The sequence below is a fragment of the Vibrio sp. 10N.222.55.B11 genome, from assembly GCF_041473705.1.
GTDB lineage: Bacteria > Pseudomonadota > Gammaproteobacteria > Enterobacterales > Vibrionaceae > Vibrio > Vibrio crassostreae_C.
Map to the genome: position 1 here is coordinate 37577 of NZ_JBFRST010000020.1, position 19926 is coordinate 57502.

At 43.6% G+C, this 19926-nt stretch carries 14 protein-coding genes; 6 read left to right on the forward strand and 8 right to left on the reverse strand.

Annotated elements, in window-relative coordinates:
* Positions 1-31: 31 nt before the first annotated feature.
* From tnaA to AB4503_RS08655, 3 genes are all read right to left on the reverse strand, one after another.
* Entirely contained in the window at positions 32-1504 is a 1473-nt protein-coding gene (gene tnaA / locus AB4503_RS08645; RefSeq protein ID WP_102575851.1) for a tryptophanase, read from the reverse strand.
* 775 nt (positions 1505-2279) lie between these two features.
* Positions 2280-3980: a GTPase family protein gene (locus tag AB4503_RS08650; protein WP_372114312.1), complete on the reverse strand. Its 1701-nt coding sequence runs from the start codon at positions 3978-3980 to the stop codon at positions 2280-2282.
* Positions 3967-5064, reverse strand: coding sequence for a YcjF family protein (locus AB4503_RS08655; protein ID WP_017067387.1), 1098 nt, complete (start codon positions 5062-5064; stop codon positions 3967-3969). Before AB4503_RS08655 ends, AB4503_RS08650 begins: the two co-directional genes overlap by 14 nt.
* Before the next feature lie 239 nt (positions 5065-5303).
* On the opposite strand from AB4503_RS08655, the gene AB4503_RS08660 reads away from it, so the two are divergent.
* A complete protein-coding gene (locus tag AB4503_RS08660) occupies positions 5304-5816 on the forward strand; it encodes a peptide-methionine (S)-S-oxide reductase (protein ID WP_017063632.1) in 513 nt (170 codons plus the stop codon).
* Between the two features lie 165 nt (positions 5817-5981).
* Here the strand turns inward: AB4503_RS08660 and AB4503_RS08665 are convergent, their stop codons facing one another.
* Both AB4503_RS08665 and AB4503_RS08670 read right to left on the reverse strand, forming a co-directional pair.
* Positions 5982-7598, reverse strand: coding sequence for a polysaccharide lyase 6 family protein (locus tag AB4503_RS08665; protein ID WP_372114314.1), 1617 nt, complete (start codon positions 7596-7598; stop codon positions 5982-5984).
* Positions 7599-7683: 85 nt separating this feature from the next.
* Positions 7684-9456, reverse strand: coding sequence for a sodium:solute symporter family transporter (locus AB4503_RS08670; RefSeq protein ID WP_017067389.1), 1773 nt, complete (start codon positions 9454-9456; stop codon positions 7684-7686).
* Positions 9457-9965: 509 nt separating this feature from the next.
* Between AB4503_RS08670 and AB4503_RS08675 the strand changes: the two genes are divergently transcribed.
* Positions 9966-10577: a toxin-antitoxin system YwqK family antitoxin gene (locus AB4503_RS08675; RefSeq protein ID WP_017061462.1), complete on the forward strand. Its 612-nt coding sequence runs from the start codon at positions 9966-9968 to the stop codon at positions 10575-10577.
* A gap of 1298 nt (positions 10578-11875) precedes the next feature.
* Entirely contained in the window at positions 11876-12589 is a 714-nt protein-coding gene (locus tag AB4503_RS08680) for an oligogalacturonate-specific porin KdgM family protein (protein WP_010438391.1), read from the forward strand.
* Between the two features lie 140 nt (positions 12590-12729).
* On the opposite strand, the gene AB4503_RS08685 is transcribed toward AB4503_RS08680, so the two are convergent.
* The 3 genes from AB4503_RS08685 to AB4503_RS08695 form a co-directional block, all read right to left on the reverse strand.
* The gene (locus AB4503_RS08685; RefSeq protein ID WP_010438390.1) at positions 12730-13446 is read right to left on the reverse strand and encodes a 3'-5' exonuclease; all 717 of its coding nucleotides are present in this window, start codon (positions 13444-13446) and stop codon (positions 12730-12732) included.
* Positions 13446-15308 (reverse strand): DUF294 nucleotidyltransferase-like domain-containing protein, encoded by a 1863-nt coding sequence (locus AB4503_RS08690; RefSeq protein ID WP_372114316.1) that lies wholly within the window; start codon positions 15306-15308, stop codon positions 13446-13448. Before AB4503_RS08690 ends, AB4503_RS08685 begins: the two co-directional genes overlap by 1 nt.
* 276 nt (positions 15309-15584) lie before the next feature.
* Complete coding sequence (locus AB4503_RS08695) at positions 15585-16304, reverse strand: FadR/GntR family transcriptional regulator (RefSeq protein ID WP_010438385.1); 720 nt, start codon at positions 16302-16304, stop codon at positions 15585-15587.
* 342 nt (positions 16305-16646) lie between these two features.
* On the opposite strand from AB4503_RS08695, the gene AB4503_RS08700 reads away from it, so the two are divergent.
* The 3 genes from AB4503_RS08700 (at position 16647) to AB4503_RS08710 (ending at position 19836) form a co-directional block, all read left to right on the forward strand.
* A complete protein-coding gene (locus AB4503_RS08700; RefSeq protein WP_372114318.1) occupies positions 16647-17423 on the forward strand; it encodes an SDR family NAD(P)-dependent oxidoreductase in 777 nt (258 codons plus the stop codon).
* Between the two features lie 174 nt (positions 17424-17597).
* A complete protein-coding gene (locus AB4503_RS08705; protein ID WP_017063624.1) occupies positions 17598-18320 on the forward strand; it encodes a FadR/GntR family transcriptional regulator in 723 nt (240 codons plus the stop codon).
* Between the two features lie 148 nt (positions 18321-18468).
* Positions 18469-19836, forward strand: a complete 1368-nt coding sequence (locus tag AB4503_RS08710; protein WP_080582237.1) for an MATE family efflux transporter — start codon at positions 18469-18471, stop codon at positions 19834-19836.
* Positions 19837-19926: the final 90 nt, after the last annotated feature.

Consider the following 19926-nt stretch of genomic DNA (forward strand, 5'->3'; position numbering starts at 1 on the left):
GTTCTAGTGACTATTCGCTGATGTTTTTATTTTAAAATGCTTCTTCGAGCGTTTGTTCGTTCTTTTTTTCTGTTTGTTTCTCGCTGGTCTCTACCTCTTTCAAGCGCGCAGTGAAGTGTCTTAACACCGGCGGCTCGTAGGTAAAATCGAGCCCTTTCACTTGTCCTGCATTCTCTTTCACTTTTTCGAATGCTTCGATAATGAAGTCCATGTGTGTTTGTGTGTAGGTCGCGCGAGGAATGGTAAGGCGCAACAACTCAGCAGGACATGGGTGTTGTTCACCTGTTGCTGGGTCGCGACCTTGCAGCAATGAGCCAATCTCAACCGCTCTGATACCCGCGACTTTATAGAGTTCACACGCCAAAGCATGTGCTGGGAACTGACCTGCTGGAATATGAGGAAGCAGTTTACCCGCATCGACAAACGCAGCGTGACCACCTGCTTGCTGGCACACGATGCCCATCGCTTCTAAGCCGTCAACAAGGTATTGCACCTGGCCAATGCGGTACTCTAACCAATCTTGGCGCATGCCGTCATAAAGGCCAACCGCAAGACGCTCCATCGCGCCACCTTCTAAGCCACCATAGGTTGGGAAGCCTTCTTGTACCACACACAAAGTTCGACACTCTGTGTACACATCCATGAAAGAGTCGTCTTTAAAGCACAACAAGCCGCCCATTTGCACCATGGCATCTTTCTTGGCAGACATGGCTAAGCCATCCGCGTATTTGTAAGACTCACGCGTGATCTGTTCGATTGTCCAATCTTGATAACCCGCTTCTCGTTGTTGAATGAAGTAGGCATTTTCAGCGTAACGTGCCGAGTCCATGATCACAGGAATATCGTACTTCTGAGCCACTTGATACACGGCTTTTAGGTTGGCGATAGACACTGGCTGTCCACCAGCAGAGTTACAAGTAATGGTGCTCACAATATAAGGAACATTGGCTGCGCCCGCTTCTAATATCGCTTCTTCCAGCTTCACCACATCGAAGTTGCCTTTGAAGTCCGCATTCACTGAGGTATCGAACGCTTCTTTGGTATAAACGTTCTTCGCCACACAGCAATTCACTTGTGTGTGGCCTTGCGTGGTATCGAAGAAGTAGTTCGACAAGGCGACCATTTTGCTGCGATCGAGTCCCTTTTCCATTTCACGCTTCTTGATAAGAACAGGTATGTAGATCTGCTCTGCGCCGCGTCCTTGGTGTGTTGGAATCGTCAACTCGTAACCGAAGATATCTTTCACCGCATTCGACAATGCATAGTAACTGCGGCTACCACTGTAAGCTTCATCCCCCATTAACATCGCGGCTTGCATACGTTGGGTGATAGAACCTGTACCACTGTCTGTCAGTAAGTCGATAAACACATCATCACTATCAAGTAAGAATGGGTTCATACCCGCTTCGACAATGGCTTGCTCACGATATGCAGAGGTTGTTCTTTTTACTGGTTCTACAACACGAATACGAAACGGTTCTGGTAGATGTTTGAAGTTTTCCATAATAGTACCTTTCTATACATTCCGATCAGGTCGAAATCTATTTTCTTTAGATGTCACGAATCCTCACCATTAATTTAATAGCTCCGTATAAAGATACACGGAAATTAACAATGAAAATAAACAAGTTAAATAATGAGTTATTAATCAAACCTAAACAGAGGCTGAGATAATTATCTAGAACGACAAAACAACGAATATTCTGCACGAAATAATAAGTGCGACATTCATGCGTTCAAAGGTTATCAAAGCTGCTGATAGGTAAACAAAGCACGCTGCTTTGCTGGCGCGTGACGCCTAGAGGGTACTACTCTGAAGAAAGGCGGAACGAGAGCTGGTGATCTAAGGTATACCAAGCTAACAAGGTTAGCCATGTTGTTGATTGCCATTTCAGATACATGTTCACAATATATCCCTACGTTGAAATCAAGATGATCCGAAATTTAAATATAGTGCAATTGTTTTATAAATACAGCTTAGAAAAGTATAAATGTGATCAACATTTAGAATGATAATTAAATACGATAGCATGTTATATAAACTGTGAATCACAGCCGTTTATATACTATTAAACTAGTTCAGCGAGTTACTTAATAATATCGGATCTCTTTTAAACTCAATACATCTCTAATAAGGGGCGAAGATGGCTGTTTTCTAAAAAGCTGTCTTCTAGAGAGCTACTGAGCTTAAAAAGCCAAACTCTAAAACTCGCCGATCTAAAAAAGATAAGCTCTGATGAGGCTCAAACCTCACCAGAACTGTATTCGCAATGAATAACTTACTTTTTCTTCACGACTTGCTTGATGGCCATTTCAGCCAGTTTTGGCGTCGCTGCTTTCAATGCACTGGGGGCAACCTTCTTACCCGCCTTGACCGCTTTATTCAGTTGGCCTTTAACCGACGTCCCTCTTTTCATGGCTTCTAAACGTTGGCGATTTCTCTGAACGTTATTTGCGTCAGCGATACGCTCGATCAACGTCTGCCTTAAAGTATCTAAACCAAACTGTACCTTTTCTGGCGCAATCGCCAGCGGTAACACGATATCGGTTTGCAGCAATATATGATTGTATTCGAGCGCTTGAGCAATGATCTTTGCTTTGGTCGATGTTGGATTCTCTAAGTCATACGGTGGTTGCCAATCGTCTACAGGCTTTAATCGGTCTACCTGATTCACAACCGACACCACAATCGGCTTCTTGCGTGAGATGTTCTTAGGATCGTCATAGAAAGCATCAAATCTATCTTTCAATTGCTTATCCAAATCACGCGCAGATTGATTGGCTTTAAGCACCCATAACACCACATCGGCTTGGATCATCTCTTTCAGCATTAAGGCTTCGGTTTTAGGATTGCCATCAAGCCCTTGAAGATCAACCACGCGAACATCATTGTCGTCGACAAACGCGTTGTATACCGTTGAAGTGTCGGTTGATGGCAGTACATCCACTTCAGCTACCAACTCTTGCTTAAGCGCATTGATAAGCGAAGATTTACCAGAACTGGTTTGCCCCACTAGCACGATTCGCACAGGCTCTAACTCTGGAGCAAAGCGTCGTTCGTCGAGTTCAGATACATCGGACGCTTTCAATGCTTCATCTTCAATGCTGAAACGTCCGCTATAGAGGTCAATCGCGACCGCCGCGACTTCATCTAATAAGGCTTGTTTGGCGGCGTATTGCATGTCATCAACCACACCTCTTGTCATTGAAGATGTCGCTTGCTCTCTACCTAAATCAGAAACAACTTTTAGCGGGTTTAAATAGAGGTTTTTGAGGTGATTCCCCCAAATAGCGGCCTTAACGATCTTCTGCCCTAGCTCGCCATATTTATCATAGGCTTCGTAGCCCGCCTTAATGTAAGAAACCTTGAGATACTCAATGCCCGGTATATGCTCTCGCACTACCAGTTTGTAGCGTCGGCTTACCTCTTCGAACAGCTTTAGCCCTTCAGGAATCGAGAAATCGAGCGATTTCTTATCAAACTTTTTCGCCACAAACTCAAGTACTTCTAAACCGGTTTGGTCTAGGTTGCCCCACTCTATGTCGACCATTAATTGTTGGCGTACATGGTGTTTTGAATCATTCCAGATCGACAGTTCTTTTTGAGACCAATCAGTCGACGCCTTAACCAAGGCATCGTTGATATCAGCTTTGCTATGCTGTGAATCAGATTCAGAAGCATCTTCGCCAAGGCCGTCGCTCTCTTTATTTGAGAAGGGCGCCGTACTTGAAGATCGGCGTGAAGAGCGGCTTGAAGAATCGCGTGAAGAACGACTAGAAATGAACAAGGGAATGGTGAATACCAAGGTACTCACGGCAATGGCAATCGACATTTCGAGTAGATAACCGTATTTGATCGCCAAGAAGACACCAAAACCCATCATGATAATGCTTGGGAAGATCGCCGAAATCAGGGCAATGCCCCAGCGTCCGCTCGATAGCACCGCCAGTAATCGAAATAGGTTTCTAATTTTCTTCATAACCCGACGCCGCCTTTCCTTTTTTCAGAGATTCTTTGTAGATCTTCTGCATCTCTTGTTCAGACACTTCTTCACCTTTGTTCTTATGATAGAAGTAAAAACAAGCCGCGCGACCTAAACCATAAGAGGTGCCGAAACTCATTGCCGCTGCAGCCACCGCACCTACCGTTTGACCATAAACTGGAATCAGCTTTATCAACTGTCGAGTGCCCAGCTTCATTCCGTATTGCAACGCAAAGCTACTTCCCAGAGTGCCTATCAACTCACTGAAGACTCTCTTATTCCATTCGACCCCATATTGATTGGCCAAGCTGTGAAGCATTTTGGCTTGAATCGCAGGTACCGACACCAAACCAACACCCGGAATCAGGTCACTCGCTGCGGCACTTCCTGCATACCAAAGCACTTCGTTTTCTACTTGATCAAAGTTGGCTTCTTCTTGCGTGGAATGTTCTTTGTCTTGCACCATCATGCCTATAACAGGAAGTATGCTGGTCAAGCGATCTAACAAGAATTCGAGGTTATAGACATCACCATTATCGGTTTCAAAATCGACCGCTACCGATTCAAACTCTTTACCCCAAGCCTTCTCTACTTGGTTGGTGTTGAACTGAATTTGCCTTGCTCGATCTGGTTCACTGGAAGACAACACCGCCGTATGAACCAGCAACAAGTGTTTAATCTTCTTCTGTTTCTTAATCTGTTTTAGAGCCGTAAGCACAGCGGATTGTTCAGGTTCGTCGGCTTTCATTACAACGACTAACGCATTACCTGCCTGACCAATCTCTTCCAAATCCTCTTTCGCATCGTAATTCGCTTCGCTGAGTCCTCTGGTATCAAGAAACCTCATCACGGGTTTGTCTTGCGGAAACTCATACGACATCGCCGTCATGGTACAAGGCGCAAAACCATTGCCCACTTCTACAGAAGAGTCGCCCGTGACCGCTTGAATAAACGATGACTTGCCCGCCCCCGTTTTGCCCAACAGCCACAATGTAGGAAGATGCTTGCGCTGATATTCATGAGCCTGAGTCAAGTCTGGGTTCTTGCTCGGATTAATGAAGTCTTTTATTTGATCAAACATGTTTAGAGTAACGCTCACTTGATGTTGAGATTCGAGTTGATGACAAAGCAATACTGACTTATATAATCACAAATCATATTAAACTTATGTTTGTTCAGTCGCACAGGTTTACAATGCCTAAACGCTTGTTTTTATTTGCGCGCTCATTTTTATAGACGCTTTTTTATACGTACGGGTATCATCGTATTGATTCGGGTACCTAACGAACATCAACAAACACAGAGAGCTCAAAGAGAAGTATGGAACAAATTTATTTAGCTGGCGGCTGCTTGTGGGGTGTACAAGAATTTATTAAGTACGTTCCTGGTGTTATCAGCACAGAAGCAGGCCGTGCTAATGGAAGCGCCCAGCCAACAGAGAACAAAACGACACAAAGCGACGGCACACAAAGCGATTACAATGGCTACGCGGAGTGCGTACAAATTGAATTTGATCCAAACATCACGTCAGTCACGATTTTGATGGAACACTTGTTTGAGATTATCGACCCTTACAGCTTGAATAAACAAGGTGTCGATGTCGGAGAGAAATACCGCACAGGTGTATACAGCACTAATGCAGAACACTTAACCGAAGCTAAGCACTATATTTCTTCAAGAGATGATGCCGACCGTATCGCTGTTGAGGTGTTGCCGTTGACCAATTATGTTGCCAGCGACGACATCCACCAGCATCACTTAAGTCACTTCCCTGAAGATCACCACTTATGTCATATCCCTTGGGATCTACTGCATAAGTATAAATCACAGTAGTCTCGACGTAAGATTGAGTGATCACGACCTAAGATCGATAAAGCCTCAACAGACATTATCTGTTGAGGCTTTTTAAGTGTTATGGTCAGGACAGCTATCGTGAATTGATTTGGTAGCTCAAGCCATTAACCTTTAGCCATTAGCCATTAGCCATTAACTAATAAATTACTTAGTCGTATTCTCAAGCACGTAGTCTGGACCCGCTGTTTCAGCTGTCACAACCGCAAGTTTAGACACGTCTGCGCCTTCACCTTGGTAAGCGTTAATGCCATTTTCTACAACGACTTTTGGTAGCTCAACCGAGTAGCCTTCGATCAGTTCAGAATCCGTTACTTGACCTACGTAAGTTTCGTCTGTGTAGGTTGCGCCAACTAATGGGAAGTCTTGCGTTGCACGGACACTTACAAACTCAGGTGACTGCGAGTTATCAACCACGTTGTGTTTGAACGCCACATCAACGCCCGCATAAATGCCTTCCACTTCTGCGTTGTCAAACAAACTTACACGGTGGCTTTGGTTGCCGTAAACAATACCCCACTCAGTATCAACTAGCGAGTTGTTCTCGATCGTGATGTTTTTCGGTGTCCACTGCTTATTAAGCTCTTTGCCTTTCACCGATTGATCTAGCTGCTCACCATTCGCTACGTCGATGATGCCCGTGTTAATAACAATGCCGCCACGTAGGTCAGCGTTGCCTTCAATCACACCATCACGACCACGAGTGTTGGCAATGTAGTTATTGCGAATCACATGATCTTCATCGTAGATACGAATGCCGCCCGTTAGGCGCTTTCCATTGCCAAGAATCATGTTGTTCTCAACTGTGTTGCCTTTTCCGTGACGCAGTGAAATAAGAGCTGCACTTTGGAAGATCGTGTTGCCTGAGATCGTGTTGTCGCCCGACTTAATCGAGATAAGCTCACGCTCACCATCCATATCGATCATTAGGTTGTTCACGAACTTAGAACTTGAATCCCACTGTGAAGATTTAGAATCACCAATACGGATCGCTTCCCAGCTGTTGCCGTTGTAACGAATCGCTTCTTTGATGTCGAATTCGTTGAACTGGTTAGGCTTTTGATCCATGAAGATGTTATTTGCGATCAGGTGGTTGTCAGCTGTGTCATCTTTTTGTACACCAATCAAAGTGCCGCGTTTTTGCTTACCTTCGAAACGGTTGTTGATGACTTTGCCGTCTTTACCCCATAGAGATACCCAAAGGTACTTTGGATACTCAGAACGACGCTCGTCTGGCTCGTACGTGTAATCGTGGTTGAAGTAGTAGAATGTTGAGTTTTGAAGCGTATTGCCATTACCCATCATACGAACTGCACCAAAGCGTTCTTTAGGGCCGCCTTCAGTAAATACCAAGCCATCAAGCGTGATGTCATCGCCTTTCAGTTCAAACTGAATCAACCCCGTGATCCACGCAGAACCTGCTTGCTCTGCCTTGATAGTGATGTCATTCGCCGTGATCGTCACTTGACCTAAGTTCGCGTATTTACCGGCAGGGATAACCACTTCGTCGCCATCTTTTAGGTTTTCAAATTGTGCTTTAAGCGCAGCCACTTGCTCTTCCGAAGCAACGGCTAAAGTGTCGCCATCTACCTCTGTTAAGCGGTCACTGCTCAATAGGTAACTACGGTCAATTTCGCTAACAGCAGGCGTAGCTTGTTCAGCGACACTGACTACGGGTGCTGTTTTTTCTTGTGTTGTACAGCCTGTTGCAAAAGCGAGTGTGAACGCGCTAATAATGCTTACCGATAATAGTTTTTTGTTCATCGTACATCTCACATTAAAGTTTGGATTATAAAAATGACGACCACCCGTTCAGGTGGCCGTGATGTTATTTAGGATGCGTATTAAATTAGCCTTCGGCTGGAGTCACTTCGTCTTGTTGCTCGACTTTGTCATCGACTGCTTTAACAAGTAACAGACCAACAGAGAACACAATCAAGCCACACAGAACGAATACCATGCGTCCCCACATTGGGTTTGGCAGTACGAACATAGTCATTACGCCCACACCCGCTACCGCGATAAGTGAACCCAACATACGACGTTGCTTGTTATCCAGTTTCTTCTGTTCATTACTTTCAGCAACTAGTGGCGTCGCTAGGTTGTTGAAGAACTTGTCTACGTCTTTCTCACGGTGCTCAGCAAGAGGCTTGTAGAACAGTGTTGAAAGAACAAAGAAGCCAGCAGTAAATATGATGTGACCGATAAGGCCGATAGCCACTTTCAGGTCAGCCCACTCACGGCCAGTTAGTTCATTTAGACCGAACCAGTTTTGAATCATGTCCGCAGTGATAACGAAACCAACGAAGTAAGAAACCACACCACCTACAACTAGCGTGCCCCAACCTGCCCAATCCGGTGTTTTACGGATGAAGAAGCCACAGAATGCTGGAATTGTCATTGGGAAGCCGATCAATGCGCCCACGTACATCATGGTGTCGAAAAGGCTCAGACCTTTAAGAGAGTTGATGAACAGAGCAACCAAGATGATCGCGATACCGAAGAAGGTAGACGTTAGTTTAGAAACAACCATTAGCTCTTTCTCTGTCGCTTTAGGACGAAGAATCGGCTCGTAGAAGTTCTTAACGAAGATACCTGAGTTACGGTTTAGACCTGAGTCCATTGAAGACATTGTTGCTGCGAACATAGCGGCAATCAGAAGGCCAACCATACCTGCAGGCATGTATTCTTGAACGAAGTAAAGGTAAGCGAAGTCAGCGGCTTTGCTGCCAGCTTCTGGGTAAGCAGCTGCTAAATCAACACCTTGACCAGCCATGAACCAAGAAGGCATGAACCAGATGATTGGACCAAGCGTCATTAGTACACAAGCAAGCAGTGCTGCTTTACGTGCGTTGTTTGAATCTTTTGCAGCAAGGTAACGGTAAGAGTTAAGCATGTTGTTGGTAATGCTGAACTGCTTTAAGAAGATGAACACAGCCCAGATGCTGAAGATGCTCATGTAGTTAAGGTTGTCACCCGTGATGAACGAATCCGTTGGGAAGTCGCTAATGATCTGCGTAACACCGCCACCGTGGTAAATAGCAACGACTGCACATGTCACCGTTACTGCCATGATGATAACCATCTGCATAAAGTCAGATGCGATTACCGCCCAAGAGCCGCCCGTCACTGACATCACCAGTACAACCAGACCCGTTAGGACAATCGTCGTTGTCATATCAAAGCCGAAGATACCCGATGCGATGATTGCTAGACCATTCAACCAAATACCTGCAGAGATAACGCTGTTTGGCATACCAGACCAAGTAAATACTTGCTCATTCACCTTACCAAAACGCATACGAATCGCTTCAATTACCGTCACAACACGCAGTTGACGGAACTTCGGAGCGAAGTAAAGGTAGTTCATTAGGTAACCGAATGCGTTCGCGATGAAGATAATCGCTACGGCAAAGCCATCGGTAAAGGCTTTACCTGCTGCACCAGTAAATGTCCAAGCACTGAACTGGGTCATAAATGCGGTTGCACCTACCATCCACCACAGCATATTACCTCCCCCACGGAAGTAATCACTTGTCGTACTTGTAAACGTTCGAAACATCCACCCTATCGCAATTAAGAATAGGAAGTAGATGCCAACTATCAGGGTATTGAGTTCCATCGTTAGACCTTTTATTTATGTTTTTTTGTTGAGGTCACTATAAATAAATGGCAAGTATATTTGTACTACAATAATCCAAATGCGTGACAATGATCTTACAGTCTGACACCCAATTAATCATACAAGTGATCGAGTTCAAAGTTGCACCACCTAGGAGCGCAATTCCTCAAGTCAGTGCAGTTATCCGCACTAAATTTCGACCAAAACCCCGAAAAACATGAACAAAGTCTCTAAAAATCGAAGATTCATCGTTAAAAACTATTATTCTTGACGATCAAAGCTTAAAGAAGAGCAGCAAAAATATCGTTAGATATAATTTATAAAAATGAATTAAACCAATATATTTGTAGTACAAATAAGATCGATAATTTGCTTTTAAAAGTTCCCTATATTAGGCAGCCAATAATGAAAACTTGAAAACCACTATTAGATACTGACAGGGATACACGGAAGTGAAATGCTTTTAACACACCCGTTACACTTTCCCCGTCCAATAAAAAGGTGTCATTATGAAGAAATACGTTCCAATCTTAATTGCTCTTAGTACGGTATCTTCTATGAGCTATGCAGCAACACCGCGTGAAGATGCTGTTGACTACTTACAGATGCGTAAAGGCGTGGCTTACCAAGTAAACCATTCAAAACCTTTCACTGGTCAATTTGAAGAGAAGTTCGATAACGGCCAAGTCGCGACCCAAGCTCAGTTTGCCGATGGCTTAGAACTTGGGCTAGAAACTAACTGGTATCCGAATGGCCAAGTCGCTTCTAAAGTGAATTACGTAAAAGGTGAACTGCAAGGCAAAGCTGAAACCTGGTATCCAAACGGACAGAAAAAAGCAGAACTCAATTATAAAGACAATGAACTATCAGGCACCGCCTCTCGCTGGTATCCCAATGGGGAACAAAGCTTGACAGCTGAATACAGCGACGGACAAAAAGATGGATTGGTAACGGACTACTACCCGAACGGTAATAAGGCCAGCCAAGCGAAGTTTGATGAAGGTGAAGTCGCGAACGGAAAACTTACTCGCTGGAATACTAACGGTGACAAAGTTGAAGAACTGACCTTTAAAGATCACAAAGTCACCTCTAAACAGGTGTGGATGCCTACAGAAAGCTAAGCCTCAAGAACAGCTCTCACGGAGCTCTTTGATATAACTAAACGCCTGCTGTTAAAGTTTGCAGCTACACGTCTGCAACTAAGAGACAAGAGAAGAGAAGGGAAACGAACATTCATGTGATTAAGCGTGAATGTTCGTGGCTTTGATGCTGTAACAGACTCACTTGAGCGTGTTGTCATCAACCTAAAAGCCTATTCTTAAGCCGCGGTTTACACGCTTATTGAGCCGCACACGACTCTCTACTCAAATTTCAAATAAAAAAACGCTCATGTTGCCTGTATCAACATGAGCGCAAAGGTAGATCTTCACTACCATCTCCTACCTTTCTAAAGGAAAGCAGAAGTTATAATTAGAATAGTTGGGAGCAATAATCAAAATGCTCTTACAAGCACTTCAACGATTTCTTCTTTTTCATCAGTTTAGAGCGACTATATCCAATCGTTCTAACTCCGATCTCTATAGCAGGCTGTGTAACTGCCTTGCCTACTACACTTCAAACCTTTTTTGATTGAGGCTTTTTATCCCCTCACGGCAAATACATCGTACTTTTAGGTATGTTAACTTTTAGACTATCTTCGCTTTTAAACTATCTTCGCTTTTAAACAAAGCCTTAGCCTTAAAACCATCATCCCAATGCAGCTGTGAACCATAAGTTCATCCATTCACGTCGGTAGTCACTTAAAACTAACCGACAGAATCACTACCTAAAACCATACAGATGCATGTGCACCTGTTTAACGTACTGACGATATGAGTTGCCACATAAAGTTAGTAAATAATAATGTATTACAAATAAAAATGACAACTAAAGATTCAATTTTTTGCTGTAGCGCACATTTATTGATAGACAAAACTCAGAAAATCAACATAACCTGAAAAATAACCATTAAAAAACAAAGGCTTAATTCAAACCCTAACTTTGTAACCCTTTGTAAATAGTGGTTTTATCATGACAACACGATCTAATTCACAGAACCTCACCATTCTAATCGCTAGCATATTTGTAGTATTTTAATTCAAAAGAAAGAGTAACCCTACACACGAAAACAAACGTCATCGCATTGAGCGTATAACTCCGCTTTACCTAAAAGCCGGCGTTGCTAGGGAAAACCCTGAATGGTGAAACTGGCAACTTAGACAGACTTTAGCAAGTTCACAATGAAAAAGAACTTAGCGGAAATATGGGCTCAGCGCGACGTAGAACGACTTTACCCAAAACTTTAATCCCAATACAACAAAGGGCTCAACGTTGGTCCTTTATTAACCATTTTTTATTTAGATACAGTGGAAACAATAAAATGATAAAAACGAATAAAGTAACGCTTGCAGTATTAGCAACTCTTTTTGCAGGCAGCGTGTCTGCGGCATCACTAGATTTTCGTGAAGAGTACAAGCACGATTCGGAAGAATGGGCTGGTCGAGTGAAAATTGGTGGTAGCACAGGTAATCATTACTACGGCGTAGAAATGAAGCACAAGGGTAACCTAAGCGAACTTCAACGTGGTGATAACGAATTTGAATACGGCTACCACTTCAAATTCGATAACAACTGGCGTGTAACAACTTCAATGCCGATTACTTTCGGTGATGAAGCGGTAACTTACAAACCGCAAGTACGTGTTCAATACAAATTTGATTCAGGTGTAACAACGAAACTTCGTTACCGCCATGAGTTCCGCAATTATGCATCAGGTAAAACTTCAACAGGCCTTGATGGTAAGCAACACGACTCATTAAATGCCGGTAAAATTACGGGTAATATCGATTACAACTGGAACGCTTGGCAGTTTGGCTTTGAAGCAAACTACAAAGAAGATTTCTTTAATGACGAATGGAAAATGGGTAACAACGGCGAGTACGAGTGGGACTACAACATGAAGATCGGCTACAAAGAAGCAGATTGGAGCTGGCGCCCATACGTAGAATTTGGCAACGTTCAATGTACAAGTGATACGGTGTGTGACTCAAGCCGTCAACTACGTAGCCGTGTAGGTATTACTTACAGCTTCTAAGCTGTTCCCTATATGAAAAGTCTAAGATGATAACTGCCTAATTTTCTAAGACCCAAACAAAAGCCAGCATAATCGCTGGCTTTTATGCTTTCAAATCAGTTCAGTCAACAATGATTCAAATAAGGGAACAAATGGCTTCCCTAGTGACTGATCCTATATAAAAATGATAGTGTCACTTCATCATTCGGAACCACTCGTTTCTGTTGAGCCAAAAATAGCTCCGCTGTCGAAACTGCATCAGCTAACGCATTGTGGCTGTTATACTCAGGAAGACCATACCTGTCACGTGTGCCTGCCAAAGTTAAATCTACCTCTTCATGATTACTGATCGCTTTCTCCATAGATTTTTCAATACACAATGTATCTAACCAAAGCAAAGGCACCGTTCTCAATCCGTAACATCGAAGTAGATATTGACTAATGAACTTCTCTTCTACAACACAAGCGTGCGCAACAATGATTTTACCTTTTGCGGCTTCAAAAAAGGTCAGCATGGCATCATGAATTGACGCGCCCTCTTCCAACATTTGCGGCGTAATGTGATTAATAACCGCGGTTTCTGCGTTGATCTGAGAGTCGTTGTTAAGATAGATGTGTTTGGCAGATGCCAAATCAATTCGCCCCTTAACCACATCAACCCACCCCATCGATAAAATCAGATCTTGTTCACTGTCTAAGCCCGTCGTTTCAAGATCTAACACAATATACTCACTATCTTTAGCCAAATCCGCCATCTCTGGACACGGCTGTTCAACAAGATCGTGTAATGCTTCAGGCAGTTTAACCGTATTTAGGTATTGCTTTCGCTTGCGCTTGACTCGCTCAAGCGGATGAAAATAATTTAACAATGCTCTCATTAGCGCGCTCCAAAACGAATCTTCGCCGCCTCTTGGAGATCAGCTATGATCCTAAAGGCATCTTTCAAGTGCTTACGTTCAAAGCTACCAAAGCTATCAGGGTTGATGTTGTTGTCTGGTACCTCCCCATTCTTCAAAGCTTCAAGTTGATGACCAAATCGGAAAGATAAAATGAACTGGTAAGCACCCAGAATGTTCTTGAATGCATCGTCGCTCAGCATGCCTTTTTCATTGGCAGCAGCGAAACGTTCGTCAGTCGCCGACAAATCGCACTCCACAGCAAGGCCATAAATACGCGCTAAGTCGATAATCAAGTTGATCGCGTACTTCTTCACGTTCAACGTTTTCTTATTCTCACCTGACTTCTCTAGCACTAAGCTATTGAAGATGCCAAGTGGCGGGTTGGTATTGACCGCGTCTTTCACTAGCGTGCTTAAAAACTCACGGTTACCGCGAATATTGCTATGCAGCTCATCGCGCAGAATACCTTCGAACTCACTGTTGCCGTAGATAGTACGAATTTCTAGGAACACACTGATATTAAGCAAGCGTTCGTACTCTGGGTTAGCCACCCACTTCTTGTAGTAGTGCTTCCATACACTGAGTGGCTGACACCATTTTGGCGTCGCAGCCATGAATTTACCTGGACATAATGGGTAGTGACAGCTTGCTAAGCCGTTGGTCACCATCATCGCTAAGTGTTTGAAGTAAATACGGTCACTGTCGGTTGCATCGTCAGCAAGAACAATCGCGCTGTCTTGGTCCGACAACATGTGCACTTCATTACGTGCGTGCGATCCGGCTACGATCCAAGAGAAATCACACGGTGGTGGGCCTAACTTATCAATCGCTATTTGAATCAATCGACGGGTGTAGGCGTCCATAATCATGGTCATTACCTTGCCGACGGTTTCAGGCGCCACTTTACCTTCCACCAGCGCTTCAAAAATAGCTTGTCGCTCTGAGGTGAACGAAGACATGGTTTTCACGCTGCCCGCGTATTTGATTTTCTCGATCAAGAATATCGCTTGAACACGGTGGTTTTGAACCAAATGAGACGTAGTAAGAAGACCAACGACCTTATTCTCTTTCACAACGGGCAAGTTACGGATATTAAATTGCATCATGATAGAGGCCGCATGCAGCACCAGATCATCCGGTTTTACAGTAAGTGGAGAGTGCGTCATTACCTCTGAGATCAGGCTATCAGTACTCACGCCGTGGGCAATCACTCGCTTAGTCATGTCTCGGTCGGTGATCAAACCAACAATGGTTTCACCTTCATAGATCACGGCACACGGTGAGCGTTGATGAAGCATTTCAACCGCAACCGACTGGATGGTTTGCTCAGACTTAACAATTGCCACCTGCCCGCTTGCCACTTCCTCAACTTTACGAATGAACAGGCCTTTCTCTTTATTCGACCAGACCACATCCAGTGCCGACTTCAAGCGAACCTGCGCCTGTGAAGCAAAGTGTTCTGCGCAACTTGGAAAGGCTTTGAAAAGCGTTTGAAGTGCCGAGTGTGGAATCACATAAAGCAAGGTGTTCTCAATTGCGATGGCTCTATAGCCTTTCTCGTCGTTGACTTCAGAATCTAAGAACGTAAAACCGAACAAGTCTTCGCTACCTAAACGTGCGCGAAGCACACCGTCCGATTTTCGTTGCTCCATAGATCCTGTTCGAATGATATAGAGCGACTTTTCTTTTCCTGACTCGCATAGATCGACGACATCCCCTTTGGCTAGATAGGTAATCTGAACATTAAAAGCGAGGTCACGAAGCGCTTCTTTAGGGATCTTATCGAAAGGGTCTATCTGACCGATGAACTGAAGAATATTTGGCAATAGAGACTGAGGCATATAATCACACTCGCATTAATTTGATTAGTATTATTATATAACTAACAATGCTGGTTACTAGCGGTTTTAGCAAAACAACGCACATAAGACTAAATATTGGACATCGGTCAAGTTTTCATCAATTTTGGATGTAAAAAAAGCACGTATTAAACGTGCTTTCAATAGATAACTGTCTGTAGTAACAGCAATTTTAGGTTGACTCCACTAGGTATCCAGAGCAACGCTCGATAGAAACGGCTAAGACCTTAGAGTTGAAACCTCACCCAAAACACTAAGCTAGCTTGCTACTGGCAATCTGTGGTTAGTATCTAATAGATGACTTGCAGAAGCTTGGCGTGCTTTATCACTGTTACCCGCCATGATTGCTTCATAAATTTGACGGTGTTCATTAATACACGTACTTCCCTCTTCTGAAGAATGAGAAATAAAGTTAACAAACATTGTCGTTAAGATATTGCCAAATGGAAGGTAAAAGTCATTACCTGTTGCATTGAAGATGAGGCTATGGAATTTCATATCAATATCTAGCCAACTGTCTTGGTTAAACTCTTCAGCACCTGATATTTCTACCATCTGTTGGAAAATGCCCGACAGTTCAATGCGTTGTTCAGCGCTCGCGAACTGAGCAGCCAATGCACATGCTTCTGGTTCAATCGCGCGACGTAAGCCCAAAAACTGATGACAGAATTGGTCTGTATCGGCCAAACCATCCATCCATTCGATCAATTGCGGGTCTAAAAAGTTCCAGAACGCACGGTCAACAACGCGAGTACCGATCTTTGGTCGAGATTCTAGTAGGCCTTTTGAAGTAAGAAGCTTAACCGCTTCTCTTAATGCAGTCCTACTAATTCCAAATTGCTCACACAGAGCCATTTCACCAGGAATGATAGAGCCTTGAGGCAAATTGCCCGACAAAATACCACGTGCGATTTCACGTGCAACTTGCACATGAAGGCTTCGCTTAGAGCCTGAAATCGAATTGAAAGAGCCAGCCATGTGTCTACTTACTTATTAGATATGTATTATTTAACTCGGACTATAGCACTGATTTATATCTGCACCAACTAAGTATAAGAATAACGTGAGGTCACGAATGATATAGGCTAGCGAAGATTTTATGAATATTATAAGTATTTAGTTCATCAAACTAATTAAAAACATTTATTCATACAAATGGTTCTTATTTACACCGTTTTTTGTATGCGCAAACTCACAAAACGACTCTTACTCTCACTATTTATGTCGTTGATGATCAGTTTTGAGATGACTATCCTTGAATACTGCAAGTGTTATTGTATGATTTATTAACGCGAATGATCTACAATATAGGCGACTGTGATGTTTAACGATTTAAAAGGCAAACGCATTCTAATTACTGGCTCTACTGCAGGTATGGGCTTAGCTACAGCACGTATTTTCGCAAAGTATGGTGCAAAAATCGGCATCAATAGTCGTGCTTTCAGCCCAAAAGTCGATGACGTTCTATCTGAACTTACCGCACTGGGTGGCGATGTTGCCTTTTTTCCTGCAAACCTAATGGACACATTAGAGTGCGAAAGGTTAGTCAAAGAGTTCACTGATCATTTTGGTGGCATGGACGTGTTGATTAACAACGCCGGTGGCCTCGGTGGTCGCGCCAATCTAGAAAATATCGATGATGAGTTTTATGAGCGCGTAATGAACCTTAATGTTCGCTCTGCGCTGATGACAACCAAGTTCTCTATCCCGCACTTACGCGCCTCTGCTGCTGAGTCCGGGCAAACATCTTGTGTGATTAGCACAGGATCTATCGCCGCTCGTGAAGGTGGTGGTGTGGGTGCTGGTGTATATGCCGCATCGAAAGCTTGGTTACACGATATCCATCGGAACTGGGTAAAAGAATTTGCTAAAGACAATATCCGTTTCAACATAGTTTCACCAGGCATTATCGATACCGCATTTCATGACGGCAAAAGCGATGAGCTAAAGTCGACCATTGCTAGCAATATCCCTATGGGTCGCTTTGGCAGTATTGAAGAAGTAGCACCTACTTTTGCTTTCTTTGCCTCACATGCTTGCAGCGGTTACATCACAGGTCAAATCCTAGATGTTAACGGCGGACAAATAACGCCCTAGTTAGCTGGTTTATATAAGCTCACTCAGCGATTTAAGTTCGCCACACTATATAAGGTTAACAGACCCGAGTAGATGAGGGAAAACCTCACACTAAATTCGACGTATACACTGACACTAAACACCAGATTCGTCTGGCTTTTAGTGTTTTCAAAGTTTCAATTTCAGGTGGTTTAAATGTCAATATTTACATTGGTGGAAGATTCAAGCCGCCGAATTCATGTTCAAGTGGCGAGACAAATTGCTCGCAAGATCTTGTCAGGCGAGTTAGAAGAAAATCAAAAGTTACCCAGCGAAATGGAGCTGTGCGAAATCTTTGGAGTGAGCAGAACTGCCCTTCGAGAATCAACTAAGCTACTTTCGGCAAAAGGTTTAATCGAGTCGAAGCCAAAAGTGGGCACTCGTATCAAACCGAGAACACAGTGGCACTTCTTGGACCCGCAATTGCTGTACTGGATCCAAGATTTAGAAGATACTAAACCCTTCTTGTCTCAATTTTTAGGCTTAAGAAAAGCGATTGACCCGGAAGCGTGTGCGCTCGCTGCAACCAATGCAACTGTAGAGCAACGCAAAGAGCTTTCGATTCTTTTCCAGAAAATGACCATCGCAGCAAATAGCTTCGATTATGAAGAGTGGACGACCAACGATCACCTGTTTCACCAAACGATTTTCTTATCGACAGGTAATCAATTTTACATTCCATTCGCGAACATTCTGTCGACTATCTTCAAGCAGTTTATCGACCACTCCGCTGAAGGCGGTCGCTTCTGTTTAGAAGAACACAAAGCGATTTACGACGCAATAATGTCTGGCGATGCCAAGCAAGCTCGAATTGCTTCTCAAGTCCTGCTAGACGATGAGAACCAAAAGCTCTCTAGGGTTGAATTAGCCATCGCATAACCGAGATTAACCAAACTGACTTGTTTTTCAAAGACACAAGTCAGTCTTGTTTTAGCACCCATTTTTTAACCATCAACTACCGTAGTGTTTTCTTCTTTAAACGCTCTACTCCGCCACCTCAGAGAAAGCTTACGGTTATACACATAAGGTGTTGTTTGTGTCTTCACAATCGTACGTAAGGAAAAATTTCTCTCTCGCCTGGCCCCTCGCCTTAAACGGTATCTTGATGCAGTCGATGTTGATGATCGACACACTGCTTGTCTCTCCTCTTGGTGAAATCCCTTTAGCTGCAATGGGGATTGCGACGACTATCGTTGCCTTTGTACTGGGAATTCAAATGGCGCTGGCAAACGGTACTCAGTTAGTATTAAGCCGCGCAGTGGGCTCTGGCATCGCCGCATCATTATCTAAAGCATTTTGGGCAGGGTTATTTATCAACCTTGGCGTAGCAACACTATTTTGGCTTCTACTTACTTTTTTCGAACAACCCTTGATTCAAGCTTTAACAGATGACGCTTCCCTTCACTTAGAAATCAGCCGCTATCTAGACATCTCGAAATACATCGTTATTTTTACCGCGTTAACGCAGGTGATCATTGCTTTATTTAATGCGCTAGGCAGAACTAAAGTCCCATTCAAAGGTTACTTAATTGAACTGCCTATCAATGCTGTACTCTCATATGTGCTGATTCATGGTTTTTCTAATTTTGAAGGGATTGGAGTACAAGGCGCTGCATTAGGCAGCATTATTGCAATAACGATCCGCTTGCTGTATTTGGTTTTGTGCGTGCATTTAAGCTCAGCGATTTCACTCAAATTAGACGCTCAGCGCTCTGAATTCTTTACCAACGTTCGCCGTCACTTTATCGAAATATTCCCTGTAGCAGCGAACGTGACCATGCTTTTGATTGGCGCAACGATATATCAATTGTTGTATTCGCAACTTAACATCAACGCTTACGTAGCGATTACTTTGGTGATGCCTTGGATCAGGGCTGTCTCTCAATTTATTACCGCTTGGGCTCACTCTTCCGCAATTACTATCAGCCAAGCGATTGGCTCTAAAAAGATGGATGACCTAGTCAAAAACGTCGATACCAGTATTGATATTGCGGTCGTCATTTCTTTTGTGTGTGCAATCTTGTTCGCAGGATTAAGTCTGGTCATTGGTGACATTTACCCGAACTTGGATGAGTCTACCTATCAAGCATTGGCCGTTATCGCCCCACTCTACATCTTCTTGCCGATTGTCCGTGGCTACAACACGGTTCATGGGAATGTATTAAGAGCACTAGGAAAAACGACCGCAGTCTTCAAAATCAACTTTACTGGTCAATGGGTAATTTCAATTCCATTGTGTGCATTGATCATCTTTGGATTAGACGGTTCTATCTTTTGGGCTTTCGCTATCCAACCATTCGAAGAAGTCGTTAAAGCTTTCCCATTCCGTCATTTGGCTCGAAAGTCTCTTAAAGAGTTTGATGCCGACAAAGCTAAAGAGTTGATGTATGACTAAGTCCGGTATCGAGTCGCCGTCCTAAAATCTTTCTACGCTTTCTGATTACAACCTTGTCTTTTGACAAGGTTGTATTGTTTCAGCTGTACC

Excerpts from the sequence above, each read along its gene's own strand:
- AB4503_RS08705 (WP_017063624.1), top strand. The coding sequence starts at position 17,598 with ATGTCAATATTTACATTGGTGGAAGATTCAAGCCGCCGAATTCATGTT.
- AB4503_RS08660 (WP_017063632.1), top strand. The coding sequence starts at position 5,304 with ATGGAACAAATTTATTTAGCTGGCGGCTGCTTGTGGGGTGTACAAGAA.
- AB4503_RS08700 (WP_372114318.1), top strand. The coding sequence starts at position 16,647 with ATGTTTAACGATTTAAAAGGCAAACGCATTCTAATTACTGGCTCTACT.
- AB4503_RS08675 (WP_017061462.1), top strand. The coding sequence starts at position 9,966 with ATGAAGAAATACGTTCCAATCTTAATTGCTCTTAGTACGGTATCTTCT.
- AB4503_RS08650 (WP_372114312.1), bottom strand. The coding sequence starts at position 3,980 with ATGAAGAAAATTAGAAACCTATTTCGATTACTGGCGGTGCTATCGAGC.
- tnaA (WP_102575851.1), bottom strand. The coding sequence starts at position 1,504 with ATGGAAAACTTCAAACATCTACCAGAACCGTTTCGTATTCGTGTTGTA.
- AB4503_RS08680 (WP_010438391.1), top strand. The coding sequence starts at position 11,876 with ATGATAAAAACGAATAAAGTAACGCTTGCAGTATTAGCAACTCTTTTT.
- AB4503_RS08685 (WP_010438390.1), bottom strand. The coding sequence starts at position 13,446 with ATGAGAGCATTGTTAAATTATTTTCATCCGCTTGAGCGAGTCAAGCGC.
- AB4503_RS08655 (WP_017067387.1), bottom strand. The coding sequence starts at position 5,064 with ATGTTTGATCAAATAAAAGACTTCATTAATCCGAGCAAGAACCCAGAC.
- AB4503_RS08670 (WP_017067389.1), bottom strand. The coding sequence starts at position 9,456 with ATGGAACTCAATACCCTGATAGTTGGCATCTACTTCCTATTCTTAATT.
- AB4503_RS08690 (WP_372114316.1), bottom strand. The coding sequence starts at position 15,308 with ATGCCTCAGTCTCTATTGCCAAATATTCTTCAGTTCATCGGTCAGATA.
- AB4503_RS08665 (WP_372114314.1), bottom strand. The coding sequence starts at position 7,598 with ATGAACAAAAAACTATTATCGGTAAGCATTATTAGCGCGTTCACACTC.
- AB4503_RS08695 (WP_010438385.1), bottom strand. The coding sequence starts at position 16,304 with ATGGCTGGCTCTTTCAATTCGATTTCAGGCTCTAAGCGAAGCCTTCAT.